This window comes from Psychroserpens sp., from assembly GCF_045105015.1.
GTDB lineage: Bacteria > Bacteroidota > Bacteroidia > Flavobacteriales > Flavobacteriaceae > Psychroserpens.
In genome coordinates, this window is record NZ_JBGCCX010000079.1 from 1 (window position 1) to 15635 (window position 15635).

Genomic DNA, 15635 nt, shown 5'->3' on the forward strand with positions numbered 1-15635 from the left:
CACTTTCTTTGCCTTACCTAATACCAATGATTGTTTGATACGCTGCAACTCAACTTTTTGTATTAAAGCTTCAGTAGCGTCATTTTCTAAAAATAGTTCAGCATCTTTCAAATAATAATCAGATAACTTAATAATTTCTGACTTGACATTTTTATCTACTAGCACAGCAAAATCTGAATATTTTGATGCTAGACGATACGCTGTATTAAAATCTTGCTGAGTTCTATAATTACCTAATTCGGCCTTTAAGAACGAGGTATTCATTGCATATTTAGAAATAAATTTTTCAATGTCTAAATAATCATAATATGAAATAGTTGTATTTATGATGTAACCATTAACGTCCATGATTTTAATGGTATCGTCATTAAACTTATCAATATATGTTTGATTTCGTTTATCTTTTATTTCGCTAAATAATGTTGTATAATTCTGTTCACTAATGACCACAGGAACAAAGTATTTCCAAATGGTTTCATTAATAGTTTCATTAGCAAACAAATCAGTGACAACTCTAATACCATATTCATTTTTAACTGCAACTGGATAGCTTTCATATGATGCATCCTCCCATATCACAAAAAGTAATTTATCTTGAACATAAGCTAAACTTTTAGCAACTTCTAAAGAGGTCATCCATTCTTGAGATTGACATACAGTTTTAGTTACAAAAACGAATAAAAAAACCAATACTATCTTTTTCATAAACTACTGTTTTTATTATTTGATACGTTGTTTCATTGCTTCAACTATATTATAAGCTGCAGGACAAATGGCCACATTTTTTAATGTTAAGTTTGATATTTGTTGAAATTTTTTTCGATCAGTATGTGGAAACTCTCTACATGCTTTTGGCCTTACTTCATATATAGAGCAGTAATTATCCGCTCCAAGAAATGTACATGGAACAGATTGCAAGACATAATCTTTTTCTTCGTCAAGCCTAAGATAGGTATCGATAAATTGTTGTTGCTTCATTTTGAAAAATTTAGCAATTCGTTCAATATCTTTTGATGTAAATAAAGGTCCTGTCGTTTTACAGCAATTGGCACATTTTAGGCAATCAGTACGTTCAAATTCTGCTTCGTGAAGCTCTTGCATCAGATAATCTAATTGCTTAGGCGGCTTTTTTTTAAGCTTCGTAAAGAACGTTTTATTTTCCTTATGCTTATCTTTGGCGAGCTTTGGAAGATTATTAATCAAGTCTTGCATATAACAAAAATACGACTTTAAGTGTTGGTTAAAAAAGCACTATGATAATAAAACTATGAAAGATTTATTCGGACAAGCTTTACGTGATTATCACATCAATAATTATACCGAAGACCTCATTACTTCGACTAACATTTCTGATGAAGATGTACTTCCACTTCCCTATTTATTTCGATCTTATTCTGAAATGCCTAGAATAGAACAAAAAGCTTTGCAGTTAGCTAATGGCAATATTTTAGATGTAGGTTGTGGGTCTGGAAGTCATAGTTTATATCTCCAAGACCATGGACATAAAGTAAAAGCTATTGATATTTCTAAAGGCGCTATTGAAGTTGCTAAAAATAGAGGTGTAAAACATGTAGAATTAAAAGCACTGTTATCTGAAACTGATACTTTTGATACGATACTATTATTGATGAATGGCACAGGTATTTTTCAAGAGTTAGCTGACACTTCAGATTATCTGAAGCATTTAAAGTCATTATTGAATCCTGATGGACAAATACTCATTGATTCTTCAGATATTCAATACATGTATGAAGATGAAGATGGCGGACTTTGGATTGACACCACTGCTAATTACTACGGTGAATTAGATTACTATCTTAAATATAAAGGCGAAAGTGAAACGCCAATGAAATGGTTATATCTAGATTTTGAACGTCTTAAACTTGCTAGTGAATCTGTTGGATTAGAGTGTGAAAAGGTAATAGATGGGGAACATTTTGATTATTTGGCTAAAATTACTGTGCCTCACCATTAACAAAGGTTTGCTTGACTTTAATATTAGGAATTTCATTCTGATTGACTGTCATGATGTCTTTGTCTAACACAATAAAATCTGCAAATTTACCAGCTTCAATACTTCCTTTCTCATCTTCCTCAAAATTTGAATAGGCAGCCCAAATGGTCATTCCTTTTAAGGTTTCCTCTCTAGTTAATCCGTTTTCTTTTTGAAAACCACCTTCTGGAAACTGTTCTAAATCCTGTCGCGCTACAGCGGCATAAAAGGTTAAAAATGGACTCACACGCTCAACAGGAAAATCGGTACCCAATGCAACTTTTCCATAGGCATTTAATAATTGTTTATATGCATAAGCACCTTTAATTCGTTCACTTCCTAAACGATCTTCAGCCCAATACATATCGCTTGTTGCATGCGTTGGTTGAATCGATGGCATTACATTTTTATATAAATCAAAGTCTTCAGATGATACCACTTGAGCATGTTCTACTCGCCACCTTCTATCTGATTTTCCAACTAAAACTTTATTATACGTTTGTAGTACAGCATGATTTGCAGAATCACCAATAGCATGCGTATTCATTTGATACTCAGAATTCGCAATACGTTCTGCATTTTTATTAAACGTTTCTAAATCGGTTACCAATAATCCGAAATGATTAGGCTTATCGCTGTAAGGTTCACGCAACATTGCGCCTCTTGAACCTAGTGCTCCATCTGCATAAAATTTAAATGATCGCACATTTAATCGCTCTGTTTTAATAAGACCTTTATTAAGATAATAGTCCACATTTTCTTCATTAAACGATACCATTGCATAGACTCTCATTTTTAAATCTCCAGTATTTTGTAAACTATCAATAATTTCAATAGCATACTTATCTAGTCCAGCATCATCAACGGTTGTTAAACCTAAATCAAAACAAATATCTTGAGCAACCAATAAAGCTTCTACTACATCATCTCTTGTATATCCTGATCCTGGCCAATTATCCCACACTAAACTTACCGCATTATCAACTAAAACTCCTGTTAGTTCTCCATTTTCAATCACTACTTCTCCTCCATCAACTTTACTATTGATAGTGACACCTCCAAGATCTAAAGCGGCTTGATTACATAGAGTTGCGTGACCATCAATACGAATTAATGCTATAGGTGTTTTAGGAAATAATTTATCTAACAATTTTTTATTAGGAAACATTTTATCTTCCCAATCATTTTGATCCCAACCTCTACCTACAATATAGTCTTGTTCCTTTCCTTTTTTAAAATCTAATACTCGTTTGATTACGTCTTCAAAACTTTTGGTTCCAACCAAATCAACATCAAGTTGGTCTAGACCTAGTCCCAAAAAATGACAATGCGCATCAATAAGTCCAGGAACAATGGTTTGACCTTTAACATCAATAATATTATCAGACACATACTTCGCTTGGATATCATTAGAAGCTCCTACATCTAAAAACTTCCCATCTTTTACTGCAAATGCTTCAGCCTTACTAAAACTATCATCTACTGTATAAATATTCGCGTTTATGATTATAGCATCTGCATTTTCCTTTTCATTTGAGCAAGAAAAACAAAGTAATAATAGAAGAAGAATAGTTAGTTTTTTCATCATAGATATTTTAGAATGATAAAAATACAAAAAGCATTCATTTCAAATAGAATGAATGCTTTTCAAATTGTTTTTCCCAATTAAACACGAAATTATTTAAATACTTTAAAAATCAAACTGATACGAAGCTCCTGCAAGAAACTGAATGCCTTGAACAGGGTAATTCATCCAACGTTGATAGTTTTGATTAGCAATATTATTTGCTTTTGCAAATGCAGATAATTGGTCGCTAATTTTATAACCAACATGTGCATTTACATCAAAGAAGCTATCTAAAGTAATTGTACTTGGTGAATCAATAGGAATAAGACTTTGCTCAATGGCGAACAGGTCTTTACGTTCTCCAACAAAAAACAGACTAGCACCAGCAAACCAATGCTTATCAATTTGATAATCTAAGAATAAAGAAGCTTCAATATCTGGTAAATTCCAAGCTTCAGCTTCATCATCTGTATTGTATGCAAAATATTCTGCTTTCATTCCTAATGTGAAGTTTCTGTTGATATCTACATTTAATTCACCTGCAATAGAAAACGTACTCACATCATCATAAACTACACCTAAAGAATTTCCAAATTGATATTTTTCTTCAGCTGTTCCTAGCACTGGATTTGTTTTAAACAAAGCTCTGTTATTATTAGCTAAATAATGTCCGCTTACATTATAACTTAAACTATTAGATAACTTTCCTTTAAGTCCTACAGACACATTATAAGTCTGATCTGTTGGTACAATGAATAATGTTGGAGAAACAAATGGATTTACTTGAGCAAAATCATAATAAGAGTTTTGAATTAATCCGCCTTGAATACCTCCATAAGCAATCATTAATTCATCAACTAATCTGTAACTCGCTGTTATATTTGGATACACGAAAAACTTACTTTCACTAGCTTCTGTATCATTTAGAAAGACCAAATTCACACCAACATTAACAGTTAAATCGTCCTGTTTCATTTGGTAACTTGGTGCAATACCAATATTAAAATTACCGTATTTTAATTCAATATCAGAAAAATAATTTCGATCAAAAGCTCCACCTAGGTAATCAATAGTTATTTCAGTATTGATAAGTTCATCACTGACAGGCACATCAAAGCCAGATGTCATTATAAAGCGATTTTCACCCGAATCTTGATCATCTCCAAATCGTCTATACAAGACACTTCCTTTATTAATAATTGCATCTTCAAAATTAATTTGACCTCCAAAATTAGCTGTGTAAAAAGAATGATCTACATCAAATCTATTAATGTTTTGATCTGGTAAGCCATACCAATTAAATGTCTGTAATTGAAAACCTCCTTCGACCTTCCAAGAATAATCACTCAACTTCTGACTGTAGTGTGCATTGAGTCCAGTTTCAGAAAAATTATTATCAAAATTCACACCTTCAATATCTCCTGCAGAAGAATGATGACTGAAATAACCTCCAACACGTTCAGTAGCACTTAACTCATGATTAAGATACACCTCACCTAAAATCGTTGTATAGGTTCCAACACCTAAGGAGGCATAGTTGTCATATAGTTTTACTGGCTTTTCTTTATCTACAGTTGCCGCTTTCCCTTTGGCTGGCGTAAACGTCGAAGCTACAGGAATAGAGAAAATATTGTACTTAATTTCCTTTTTCTTAGCAGTTGTTGAATCGTTTAAACTTGGTGTTTCTTTAATTTTGAATGCATCAGAAATTTTTGGTGTATATGGTTTCACCACATTTACTGTTCCTGCATCAATAGAATCGTTTTGAGTTTCTTGTGCTGTAGAAACTGAAACGCTTAAACTTAGAATGATTATAAGTATGTATTTGAAATTGGGTTTCATATTTTATTCTTGTTTTACTTTGACTATGCAAAGCATGACATTTCTGTATTTAGTTTTGTTCGGTTTCTACTGAAGCATTTGTTTTAGCTTCTTGAGTTTTGATTCTATTCAATTCGGTTTGTGCTTCAGTCACAACATCATCAAACTCGGCAAAATTAGTAATAACACTTTCTAATATATAGGTTGCTTGAAACGCATCTCCTAATGCATCAAAATTCTTAGCCATTAGCACTAACCCCTTTGCACTGTAGTATTTATAACTACTGTAATCTTTTGCTAATTTCTGAACAACTGTATTTGAAGCCTCATGCAATCCTTCTTTATTTTTAAAATAGGCATTGTAGTATAATGCTTCAGCTGCCAGAACTCCATTTGCTATTTTTTCAACTTCAGCATATGCTGTTTTAGCTTTATCTTCATCTCCAGTTTTCATAGCTGAACGAGCAATAATGATTTGAGCATCACTTTTTACTTTGTTATCTAATTTTGAATTCTGGAGTGTTTTTTCGGCATAAATTACTGCTTCACTATAGGCTTCCGTTTGGTAATAGGCATTCATCAAATTAGATTGCGCATACGTGATATTTTGAGGATAATCTGCTTCCGTTTCTAATCTTAATAATAAAGGAATAGCTTGATTCCAATTAGACGCATTGAGATGTATTTCAGATAATTTAACTATAGCTTGTTCTGTAAATTCTCCTTTTTGTTTATCTACTACATACTGATAATGCGTAAGTGCATTTTCTGGCAAGTCTTTGTTAGCGTATAGCTCAGCGATATAAAAATGTGATTTCAAGGCATGAATTCCGTTTGGAAATTCATTTAAATACTTATTGAATTGACGAATAGCTTCATCTGTATTATTATCTAAATATTGTTTTTCTGCTGCTAAATAAGATGTATTATCTAGCTCTGCATCAGTTACATCAACAAAATCTAAGGTTTTAACCCAAGTCGCATATTCATCTACACGACCCAAATCTATATAAATTAAACGCGCTGTTGAAACCGCTTGATTAGCTTCATCTGTTGCTGGATAATCTTGTGCTACTTTTTTAAACTTAGTCAACGCACGCTCATTATCATTTTCATTATAATATGACAAGCCTTGACGCAATAATGACTTTGGAATAAAAACACTATTACTGTATTCAGAATTTAATCTGTCATACATGTTCATAGCCTTATTAATATCATTAGACTTAATATATGAATTTGCCAATTCATACATCGCATCATCACGTAAGGACGACTTAGAAAAATCTTTAATAAACGATTCTAATCCTTTTATTTTATTTGAACCTTGACCTATGTATCCATAACTCATTGTTTTTTGAAAAGAGGCATAATCAGATTCAATTTCGTTAATCTGAATGGCTTTGGTATAGGCTGAAATAGCATCAGAATAATTTGAGGATACAAAATGACCGTCTCCTAATCTGAGATATGAATCATTCAATCTTAACGTATCGTCTTGATTTTGATTAATAAATGACTGAAAACTAGCAGTGGCTTCACTATAATTTTTAAGTTTAAAATAGGTGTATGCCAAATTATAATTGATATTACTATTCTCTTCAACATCTGAAGCATTGTCTTGCTGTTTAAATTGTTTAAATCCGATTAGAGCATCATCAAAATTACTTAAACTATAATCTGTTTCAGCTTTCCAAAATGTAGCTCTTGTTGTGAAAACCGGATCTTTAGCTTCTTTAATTGAAGCATCGAATAAATGTTTAGCGTCATGGTAATCACCTTCATTGTAAACCTCAATTCCTCTGTAAAAAGCAACTTTCTGGTAAGCAACTCGATTTTCAAAACTCTTTTTATTCTTTAAAAGCTTGATGGCTTCTTTATAGTTTTTAGAAGTGATGTAAGAATCGATCAATAAGGTTTCTATCTCTTCTTTATGATTGGTGTTAGGATATTGTTCTAAATAGGCAGTTAACACTTGCGGAACGGATTGGTAAGGATTTCCTATTTCGTAACTGATTTTAGCATAATTAAGCCAAGCATCTTCCTGAATTTGCAAATCATAATCCATTTGAGATGCATTTCTGAAGGCATTTAAAGCTTCCTGTTTTTTATCTAAATTGATATAGCTTTCGCCTAAATGGTAGTACGCATTTTGAGCTACAGCGTTATTTCCATCTATAATTTTATTAAATTCTGAAATGGCATTATCAAAATCGTTTTGTTTGTAATAGGCATATCCTAATTGGTAATAATCGGTATTATTCCATCGACCACGTGTGCATTTATAAGCTTTCAAATACGGAATTGCCTCTGTATATTGCTCTAAATTAAAATGACTTTCTCCAATGATTTTAGATAATTGTGATCTCTCTTGTGGGCTACTTTTATCAATCTGTGCTTTAGCTAGCTCAATTGCTTTTTCAAATTTCCCTAGTTTGAAATTAAGATCTGCTTGATAATATGAGAGTTTATCCTGATATTTTTCTTTATCACTTACTTGATCAAAATACTCATTAGCAGTATCATAGTCGTCTCCTTCATACGCCATAAAACCAATATAATATTTAGCTTGTGAACCATATGTTTTAGAGTTTACAACACGATTTAAATATTTATTAGCTTCCGTTTCATTTTGTGTTGCATACAAAGCATACCCATAATTAAAGTTGAATTTATCGCGATCAGGTCTAGCAATACTATTTTCGTCAACCTTATCGTACCATTTTCTCGCATAAGCATATTTTCCGTTAGCGAAATAATAATCAGCAACATCTAAAAACGCTGTGTTTCGTTTTGTACTTGTAGGATAATTATCTACAAAATCTTGAATTAAATCGTCTGCATTTTGCTGATTAAGACGTACCGCACAATTTGCAATATAGTAGGCACAATCTGATTCTAATGTATCTGTCTTAGCGTCGTCTTTTATAGTTTCAAATAACGACTGAGCAGCTTGGTATTGTTTATTATTATAAAGTGTGATTGCTTTTTGATAATCTACTAAATCACTTGTATAAGTGGCAGATTGTTGTGCTTGCAGATATAAACTACACCACAAAAAAGTAAGTATACAACTTAGTTTTCTGAAAGTCATTAGGTTCGATTTTTAATTGATGTCAAAAATAATTTATATGCAATCTATAACGCAATAATCGTGCTATAATTATACACAAACTTATTAAAAGGACTCTATAGACAAGATTATGTTACACTTCACATTACACTATGACTACAAAAGATCATCAAACACATTCTATTAGAAATTTCAAGAATTAGATTTTTGAAAATTGGAATTTGATTCTTTTTTATAATACATTTACATATTACAATAAACATTTTAAAATCGCTTTATGTCTGAAACTGTTTTACAACTCAAAAATGCGTCTATCTATCAAGGAGATAGTATGGTTTTATCTGATGTTAATATTGAAATGAATAAAGGTGACTTTGTTTATCTCATTGGTAAAACAGGAAGTGGAAAAAGTAGTTTTATGAAAACACTATATGGTGATTTAAAATTAACTGAAGGTGAAGGTCATATTGTTGATTATGACTTAAGAGCCATGAAAGAAAAAGACATTCCTTTTTTAAGACGAAAACTAGGAATCGTATTTCAGGACTTTAAATTATTACCAGATAGAACCATCAACAGTAACTTAGAATTTGTACTGAAGGCTACTGGTTGGAAAGACAAAACTAAAATTTCTGAACGCATAGAGGCTGTTCTTGACAAAGTCGCTATGAAAACCAAAGGATTTAAATTTCCACATGAATTATCTGGAGGAGAACAACAACGCATCGCTATAGCAAGAGCTTTACTTAATGAACCAGAACTTATTTTAGCTGATGAGCCTACAGGAAATCTTGATCCACAAACCAGTATTGAAGTCATGGAAGTATTACGCGACATCAATAAAAATGGTAACACTATTTTAATGGCTACGCATGATTATGCTTTACTTTTAAAATACCCAAGTAAGACATTAAAATGTGATGAAAATAAAGTTTTTGAGGTGGTTCAACGCAAGAGTTAAAATCCAAGCCATTCCCAAAATCGTTTAAAGAAATTATCCTTTTCATCAGAATCTTCAGTTTGAATTTCCTCATCAAATTCAATTATAAAAACACCAAAATCAGATAAAGTTTTGTTTGTAGATGTATTATGAAGCGGATTCTGAAACGCAGTTAATTGCATTGGAAAAGTAATTTTAAAATCGTGTGCTAATATTCCTGATTTAGCAATAACGTTAATATTTTCAGCATCGTAAATTTTAAACGATGAGCCAATTTTTAATTCGTATTCTGAAAAATCTACTGTAACATCATTATTTTCAGCATTAAACAAAGCAACATTAAATTTATTCTGTTTTTGGCTATGCCTTGACAGGTGCAAAATAGGGTTCAAATCAAAATTTAAATAATCGTAAACAGCACTATTGCGATCTAATTGATACGTTTCTTGCCAAGATTTAAGGCTGTGTTTTTCTCCTTTAGAAATTCGAAAAGGGGTTTTAAGCTTGGTATAATAAGTGTTATTATCAAAAACCCAATTCTTCAAATAAGCTGAAGTATTAGGTCCGACTTGAATTGCTCCATGAACAACATTATTAGAAAAATTGAGAGATTCGGCAATAGATAGTCTAAGCACATCATGGCCACCAACAATTACATTACCATCCACAATAATGTCTTTAATTGGCGCTTTTTTATTAAAACCAAGCGTAAGAGAAGGTGCTTCTCCATTTAATTTTCCTTTGTTATTGTAGGTATTATGGTATAGAACATTATTAAACAATTTTATATTATTAGCTATGTTTATACCATTATAATCATTAGTACCCACTATAACATTATCTCTAAACTTTGTCGATGGTGAACCACTATTAAAAATAATATTTCCTTCTAGCGTAATATTTTTTACAGCCTCATCTTTTGCGCGTTTACCAGCAGACCAAACCTCAATACCTTTGTAGTAATTATTAAAAATAATGTTATTTCTAATTAAACGAGTTTCCTCACTCTTGTTTTGCACATAGATTCCTTCACCCGCACCTCTTCCTAAATTAGATTTATATCCATTATTAAAAATCATACAATTTTCAATAATTGTACCTGCTGTTTTTTTCCATGATCCAATTCCTAATCCAGGATTATCATGAATAATAATATTGTAAAATCGACAATTCTCTCCATTAAAATGTTCAATACCAAAACAAAATTCAAAATCTGCATCTGCCTGATCTCTAGAGAATTCTCCAAGCCAAGTGACTTCAAAATTTTTATAAATAACACGTGTGCTTCGAACTGCTAGGACAGAATTTTGTTTTACTGGAGCATTTCCGTTAAGTACTACTTTATCATTTTTAAATGCAGAAACTGTAATATATTGTTTAGGATCAAGGCTTTTTAGTCTACTTATAAACCTTCCAGTATAAACACCTTCGTGTAACCAAATCGTATCTCCAGAACTCACAACCTCAGGCGTTTGACTGAGAGCAGTTTGCAGATCCCAAGGAGTATCTATTGAACCCGTTCCATCATTTTTCCCTGGTGTTTCACTATGCGTTTTCGGAAACACATGAAATTCTTGTTGTGCATAAATTACGGTACTCAAACCAATGCTTAAAATGAAAGTGAATATATGTTTCATAGTTATAAATAGACAAAATTTATACCAAATATAGACTAACAATAAAATACAACGTATAATTTATAATCTAAATTATTGTTATAGCTTTGAGCAAATTTAAAACAAGTTATGGGTTTTTTATTAAAGCGATTATCACAAAAAAACAGCTGGAATAAAGTCTTTAAGCAACGGCTTACAGAACCATTTCATTTGAATATAATTGCGTTATTTGTTTTTATTTTTGGATCCTTCAGAAAAAAAGTCGCTTATGATTTAATCATTCGACCACAACATGCTTTCGGCCTTTTAAATGCTGCAGATCAGGCTAAAGAAAGAGGTTTTAACGAAGTAATAGTTATTGAATTTGGTGTTGCAAATGGTGCAGGACTAATGAATTTAATCGCTATTGCTGAAAAAGTAACTAAAACTACAGGCATTAAAATTCATATTTACGGTTTCGACACTGGTGAAGGTATGCCAGAACCCATAGATTATAGAGATCATCCTGAATATTACAACACAGGCGATTTCCCAATGAACAAAGAGCTACTTGAAGAAAAAATTAAAGGAAAAGCGACTATTATTTACGGACCTATAAAAGAAAAAATATCTGAGTTTATTTCCAATATTTCAGAAAAAGCACCCATAGGCTTTGTGTCTATTGATGTAGATTACTACAGTTCAACAAAAGACGTACTTGAATTATTTAAAGCGAGTGCTAATAATTTCTTACCATTAACCTATGTTTATCTTGATGATATTTTTATGCTTCATCATAATGAGAAATGTGGAGAATTATTAGCTATTTCAGAATTCAATAATGAGCAAGCTTTCAGACAATTAAGCTATCATAGGTTTTTTGAAAACCAACGTATTTTCAAAAATGCAAATTGGGTAAAACAACTGTACTACTTCCATGTGTTAGATCATCCCTATCGTTCAGATTTGAAACGTGAACGAAAAGCTTATGTGTTAGATAATCCCTATTTAAAATTTGAAGGCAATAAAAAACAATTTGATTAATCTTCTTTTTTATAAACATGAGGGTTTTTACGAATCCCTTTTTTAAACACTTTTCTTACTAGCATTCTAAGGCTTGCATCTAGATCTAAAATAATATTAGTAAACGTATCTTCTGGACGCCCTCTGAACTTCGTTACATGAAATTTATCGCTCGCTTTTAAAGGCTCGTCACTAAAATAATAATTAGATATACAACACCTACTCTTATTCACTTTTACTTGATTTACAGAATGCCATGATTTGTCGTGAGTGGCCATCACAGCCAATCTGTTAAACTTACTTTCGATGACTATAGGCTCTTTTTTGGGGCCATTAGGCCAGAGTTCTAAGTGTCCTCCATTATCAGTATTCCAATTAGGAGTTACATAATATAACAGATTCAATACACGCCATCGTTCACGTTCAGCGTCATGTGAATTATCTAAATGTGGGTTTAAAAAATTGTCTTGAGCCATTTGAGATAATCCTCCAGCATACAAAGAATTATCGGCATATAAAGAGTCAATGTTACATATTTCTCCTATAAGACTTACAATTTTAGAATCTTGAAATGCATATAAAACCTGCTCTAAAAGTTCATTATGCTTATCCATTTGAGCAGACACATACTTATATTCTCGTATGCTTTTAAGACAGCGCATTTCTGAAGTATTAGGAAACAGATCGAAACATTGTTTTGCAAGATCTTCAGGAAGCAAATCATCTATAAAGAAATGACCAATTTGGCCTTTAGAAGCTTTATATGAAGCTTTTAGCTCTACTTGTTTCTCCTTTATTTTATTGAAAATAAGTTCTGAAATATCTTTTGATATCGAACTATCCATATTAGTCTTTTTTGAGTACTGCAATTTAATGCTTTTAATTCTTATTTTAGCAGTCATGATCTCTGTATTGATTCCAATATATAATTATAATGTTGTTACACTTGTAACACAAATTCATGCACAATTACAATTGTGTGATATCCCTTTCGAAATTATATGTTTAGATGATGCTTCTACATCAGATTGTGTTGTCAAAAATGAAAAAATCTCAAACTTTGAATTTATAACGTATTTAAAAAGTAATACAAACCTTGGGCGAACAAGTGCTAGACAATACTTATCTGGAAAAGCGACTTATGAATGGCTCTTATTTCTAGATGCAGATGTCATACCTAAATCTGAAAAATTCATTAAAAATTATTTAAATTTAATAACATCAGAATATGAAGCCATATATGGTGGTATTTGTTATGATATAAAAAAACCTGAAGCAGATTCAATGCTAAGATGGGTTTATGGCAAAGCAAATGAAGAAGTTAACGCTTCGACACGAAACAAAACAGTTTACAAAAGTATTGTGTCTGCAAATTTTTTAATGAAGAAAACCATATTTATTAATTTAAATTCTAAAATTGAAGGGAAGGGATATGGCTATGATAATTATTTTGGAACCTTACTGAAATCAAATAATATTAAGGTTTTACATATTGATAACGAAGTATTTCATTACGGCTTAGAACCTAATGAAGCTTATATTACAAAAAAAGAAAAAGCTGCAGAAACTTTACTAAAATTATACAATTCTGGAAAAATTGATACTCATCAAAATGACCTACTCAAACTATATATACACTTAAAACGATTTAGGTTACGTTCAATATTTTCACTGATATACAAAGTATTTAAAACTATGTTTAAGCGTCATTTATCTGGTAGTAAACCTTCAATAAAAATACTACAACTTTATCGAATATGTTATATGTGTCACCTAGACAAAAATCAATTATGAGTCCAGTTTTATCAATAATAATTCCACTTTACAATAAGGAAAAGCACATTATAGATACCCTTGATAGTGTTTGGTCGCAAAGTTTTTCAAATTTTGAAATTATTATTGTTAATGATGGATCAACAGATAACAGTTTAAACAAAATTAATGCGATTAATGATGAGCGTTTGCGCATTTTCAGCATAGAAAACCAAGGTGTTTCATATGCTAGAAATTACGGTGTTTCTAAAGCAAACACAAACTTAATTGTATTTCTTGATGCAGATGACATTTGGCTTAAACACCATTTACAAGACTTAAAAGAATTACAAGAAGAGTTTCCTGATTGCGGAATGTATTGCAAAGCTTATGACAAAAAAAATGAACATATTTTAATTCCTTCGAAATTTAAAAACATTCCAAACGATTCTGATTGGAAAGGTATTATTAAAGACTATTTTCAATCGAGTTTAATGAATAGTATCGCTTGGACATCAGCTGTAATGGTTCCTAAGCAAACTTTTGACGAGATTGGAAAATTTAACACTACATATGATTCTGGAGAAGACACTGATTTATGGATTAGAATTGCATTAAAATTTCCTGTAGCATTTAGTAATAAAGTTAGCGCTATCCACAATTTGAATTCAGATCATAAAATAACGAATCAAAAATTATCTTCAAGACAACATTTAGATTTTAATACCTTTCTTGTTGCGGAAAAACAAAATAGAAGCTTAAAAACTTATCTAGATTTGAATCGATATGCTGTAGCCATTGAATATAAATTAGAAGGTAATTCTGTTCAATCAAAAAGCACTTTTCAGGATATTGATTCTAAAAATTTAACAACACTTCAAAAACTAATATTTAACTTACCAACTTTAGTAATTCAACAGGTATTAAAATTTAGAAATATATTAAGACGACTACATCTCGACTTAAGACTGTTTAGATGACAAAAAAGTATTGTAGTCTCTGATATAATCTTCTTCATCAAATTCATCAGAAGCTATAACTAAACAAACTGCTCCTGAAGAAAAATTCTCTAGCTCTCTCCAAGTTCCAGTAGGTATTAACAAGCCTTTATCGGGTTTATTTAGCATGATACTTTGTTTAGAGGTTCCGTTATTTAAACTCACTTCAAAACTACCACTTAAAGCCACTAAAAACTCTAATTGTTCTTTGTGCGCATGTCCTCCTCGATTCGCATTACTTGGCACATCAAACAAATAATACACACGTTTGATTTCAAAAGGCAAACAATCGCCTTCTATTACTGCCAAATTACCTCTAACATCATTAATCTTAGGTATGTCTATCAATTTAATATCCATGCAGTTGATTTATTTTCCCTTCTGATTTTAACTTTTTATAAGTTTTAATTCCTTCAAAACCAATCCTTGTTTTAGCAAAGATATCTTTTAAAGAAATATAATTATGTCTGATCAAAAAGAACACATATTTAAACACCCAAAGATAACCTAAATTCCCATAAAACCTGTAATTAAGCGCTGCTCTAGCAAAAATAGCATTATCACTTCCCATATGTCTCCCAGAACTTTCATCAGGATGCATAACAATAGTTTTAGCGACATGAATCATATCCAAATTCTTATCAAATGCATTCCTCAGAAACACATACTCTGTCTCGCCTTTAAAAACTGAGCCCACACCAAAATAATGATTAAAATAAACAGCATGTTTGTCAAACATTTTTCTATTGAATGTTATTACCCAAGTATAAATCTTTTTAAGTGATTTATTATTATGTTTACCCTGAGGATGATAATTTGTGTAGAGTTTACCTGATTCATCAACAGCTTCAAATGAAATCATCGCTGCGTTAG

Annotated in this window: 14 protein-coding genes; 5 read left to right on the plus strand and 9 right to left on the minus strand. The window is 31.4% G+C overall.

Annotated elements, in window-relative coordinates; translation table 11 throughout:
* On the minus strand, positions 1-705 hold a 705-nt coding region (locus AB8B90_RS06270), incomplete at its 3' end, for a hypothetical protein (RefSeq protein WP_405334827.1).
* Between the two features lie 15 nt (positions 706-720).
* Complete coding sequence (locus AB8B90_RS06275; protein ID WP_405334829.1) at positions 721-1212, minus strand: YkgJ family cysteine cluster protein; 492 nt, start codon at positions 1210-1212, stop codon at positions 721-723.
* 55 nt (positions 1213-1267) lie between these two features.
* Here AB8B90_RS06275 and AB8B90_RS06280 point away from each other — a divergent pair, with 55 nt between their 5' ends.
* Positions 1268-1975 carry a class I SAM-dependent methyltransferase gene (locus AB8B90_RS06280; protein ID WP_405334831.1) on the plus strand — a complete coding sequence of 236 codons (708 nt, stop codon included), beginning with the start codon at positions 1268-1270 and terminating at the stop codon, positions 1973-1975.
* Here AB8B90_RS06280 and AB8B90_RS06285 read toward each other — a convergent pair.
* The 3 genes from AB8B90_RS06285 to AB8B90_RS06295 form a co-directional block, all read right to left on the minus strand.
* Positions 1956-3578, minus strand: a complete 1623-nt coding sequence (locus AB8B90_RS06285) for an amidohydrolase (protein ID WP_405334833.1) — start codon at positions 3576-3578, stop codon at positions 1956-1958. The two genes, AB8B90_RS06280 and AB8B90_RS06285, sit on opposite strands and share 20 nt — an antisense overlap.
* 105 nt (positions 3579-3683) lie before the next feature.
* The gene (locus AB8B90_RS06290; protein WP_405334835.1) at positions 3684-5402 is read right to left on the minus strand and encodes a TonB-dependent receptor; all 1719 of its coding nucleotides are present in this window, start codon (positions 5400-5402) and stop codon (positions 3684-3686) included.
* 49 nt (positions 5403-5451) lie between these two features.
* Complete coding sequence (locus AB8B90_RS06295; RefSeq protein ID WP_405334837.1) at positions 5452-8475, minus strand: tetratricopeptide repeat protein; 3024 nt, start codon at positions 8473-8475, stop codon at positions 5452-5454.
* Between the two features lie 256 nt (positions 8476-8731).
* Here AB8B90_RS06295 and AB8B90_RS06300 point away from each other — a divergent pair, with 256 nt between their 5' ends.
* Positions 8732-9415: a cell division ATP-binding protein FtsE gene (locus tag AB8B90_RS06300; protein ID WP_405334839.1), complete on the plus strand. Its 684-nt coding sequence runs from the start codon at positions 8732-8734 to the stop codon at positions 9413-9415.
* Here the strand turns inward: AB8B90_RS06300 and AB8B90_RS06305 are convergent.
* On the minus strand, positions 9412-11031 hold the full coding sequence (locus AB8B90_RS06305; protein WP_405334841.1) for a right-handed parallel beta-helix repeat-containing protein: 1620 nt from the start codon (positions 11029-11031) through the stop codon (positions 9412-9414). The genes AB8B90_RS06300 and AB8B90_RS06305 overlap by 4 nt on opposite strands.
* Positions 11032-11139: 108 nt before the next feature.
* Between AB8B90_RS06305 and AB8B90_RS06310 the strand changes: the two genes are divergently transcribed.
* A complete protein-coding gene (locus AB8B90_RS06310; RefSeq protein WP_405334843.1) occupies positions 11140-12033 on the plus strand; it encodes a hypothetical protein in 894 nt (297 codons plus the stop codon).
* Here AB8B90_RS06310 and AB8B90_RS06315 read toward each other — a convergent pair.
* Positions 12030-12857, minus strand: a complete 828-nt coding sequence (locus tag AB8B90_RS06315; protein ID WP_405334845.1) for a 2OG-Fe(II) oxygenase — start codon at positions 12855-12857, stop codon at positions 12030-12032. The genes AB8B90_RS06310 and AB8B90_RS06315 overlap by 4 nt on opposite strands.
* 28 nt (positions 12858-12885) lie before the next feature.
* Here AB8B90_RS06315 and AB8B90_RS06320 point away from each other — a divergent pair, with 28 nt between their 5' ends.
* The gene (locus tag AB8B90_RS06320) at positions 12886-13806 is read left to right on the plus strand and encodes a glycosyltransferase family 2 protein (RefSeq protein WP_405334847.1); all 921 of its coding nucleotides are present in this window, start codon (positions 12886-12888) and stop codon (positions 13804-13806) included.
* Positions 13803-14744 carry a glycosyltransferase family 2 protein gene (locus AB8B90_RS06325; RefSeq protein WP_405334849.1) on the plus strand — a complete coding sequence of 314 codons (942 nt, stop codon included), beginning with the start codon at positions 13803-13805 and terminating at the stop codon, positions 14742-14744. Before AB8B90_RS06320 ends, AB8B90_RS06325 begins: the two co-directional genes overlap by 4 nt.
* On the opposite strand, the gene AB8B90_RS06330 is transcribed toward AB8B90_RS06325, so the two are convergent.
* Together AB8B90_RS06330 and AB8B90_RS06335 are read right to left on the minus strand one after the other, a co-directional pair.
* Positions 14727-15122: a sugar 3,4-ketoisomerase gene (locus AB8B90_RS06330; protein ID WP_405334851.1), complete on the minus strand. Its 396-nt coding sequence runs from the start codon at positions 15120-15122 to the stop codon at positions 14727-14729. The genes AB8B90_RS06325 and AB8B90_RS06330 overlap by 18 nt on opposite strands.
* Positions 15112-15635: hypothetical protein (locus AB8B90_RS06335; protein ID WP_405334853.1), on the minus strand; the 524-nt coding region annotated here is incomplete at its 5' end. The genes AB8B90_RS06330 and AB8B90_RS06335, both read right to left, overlap by 11 nt.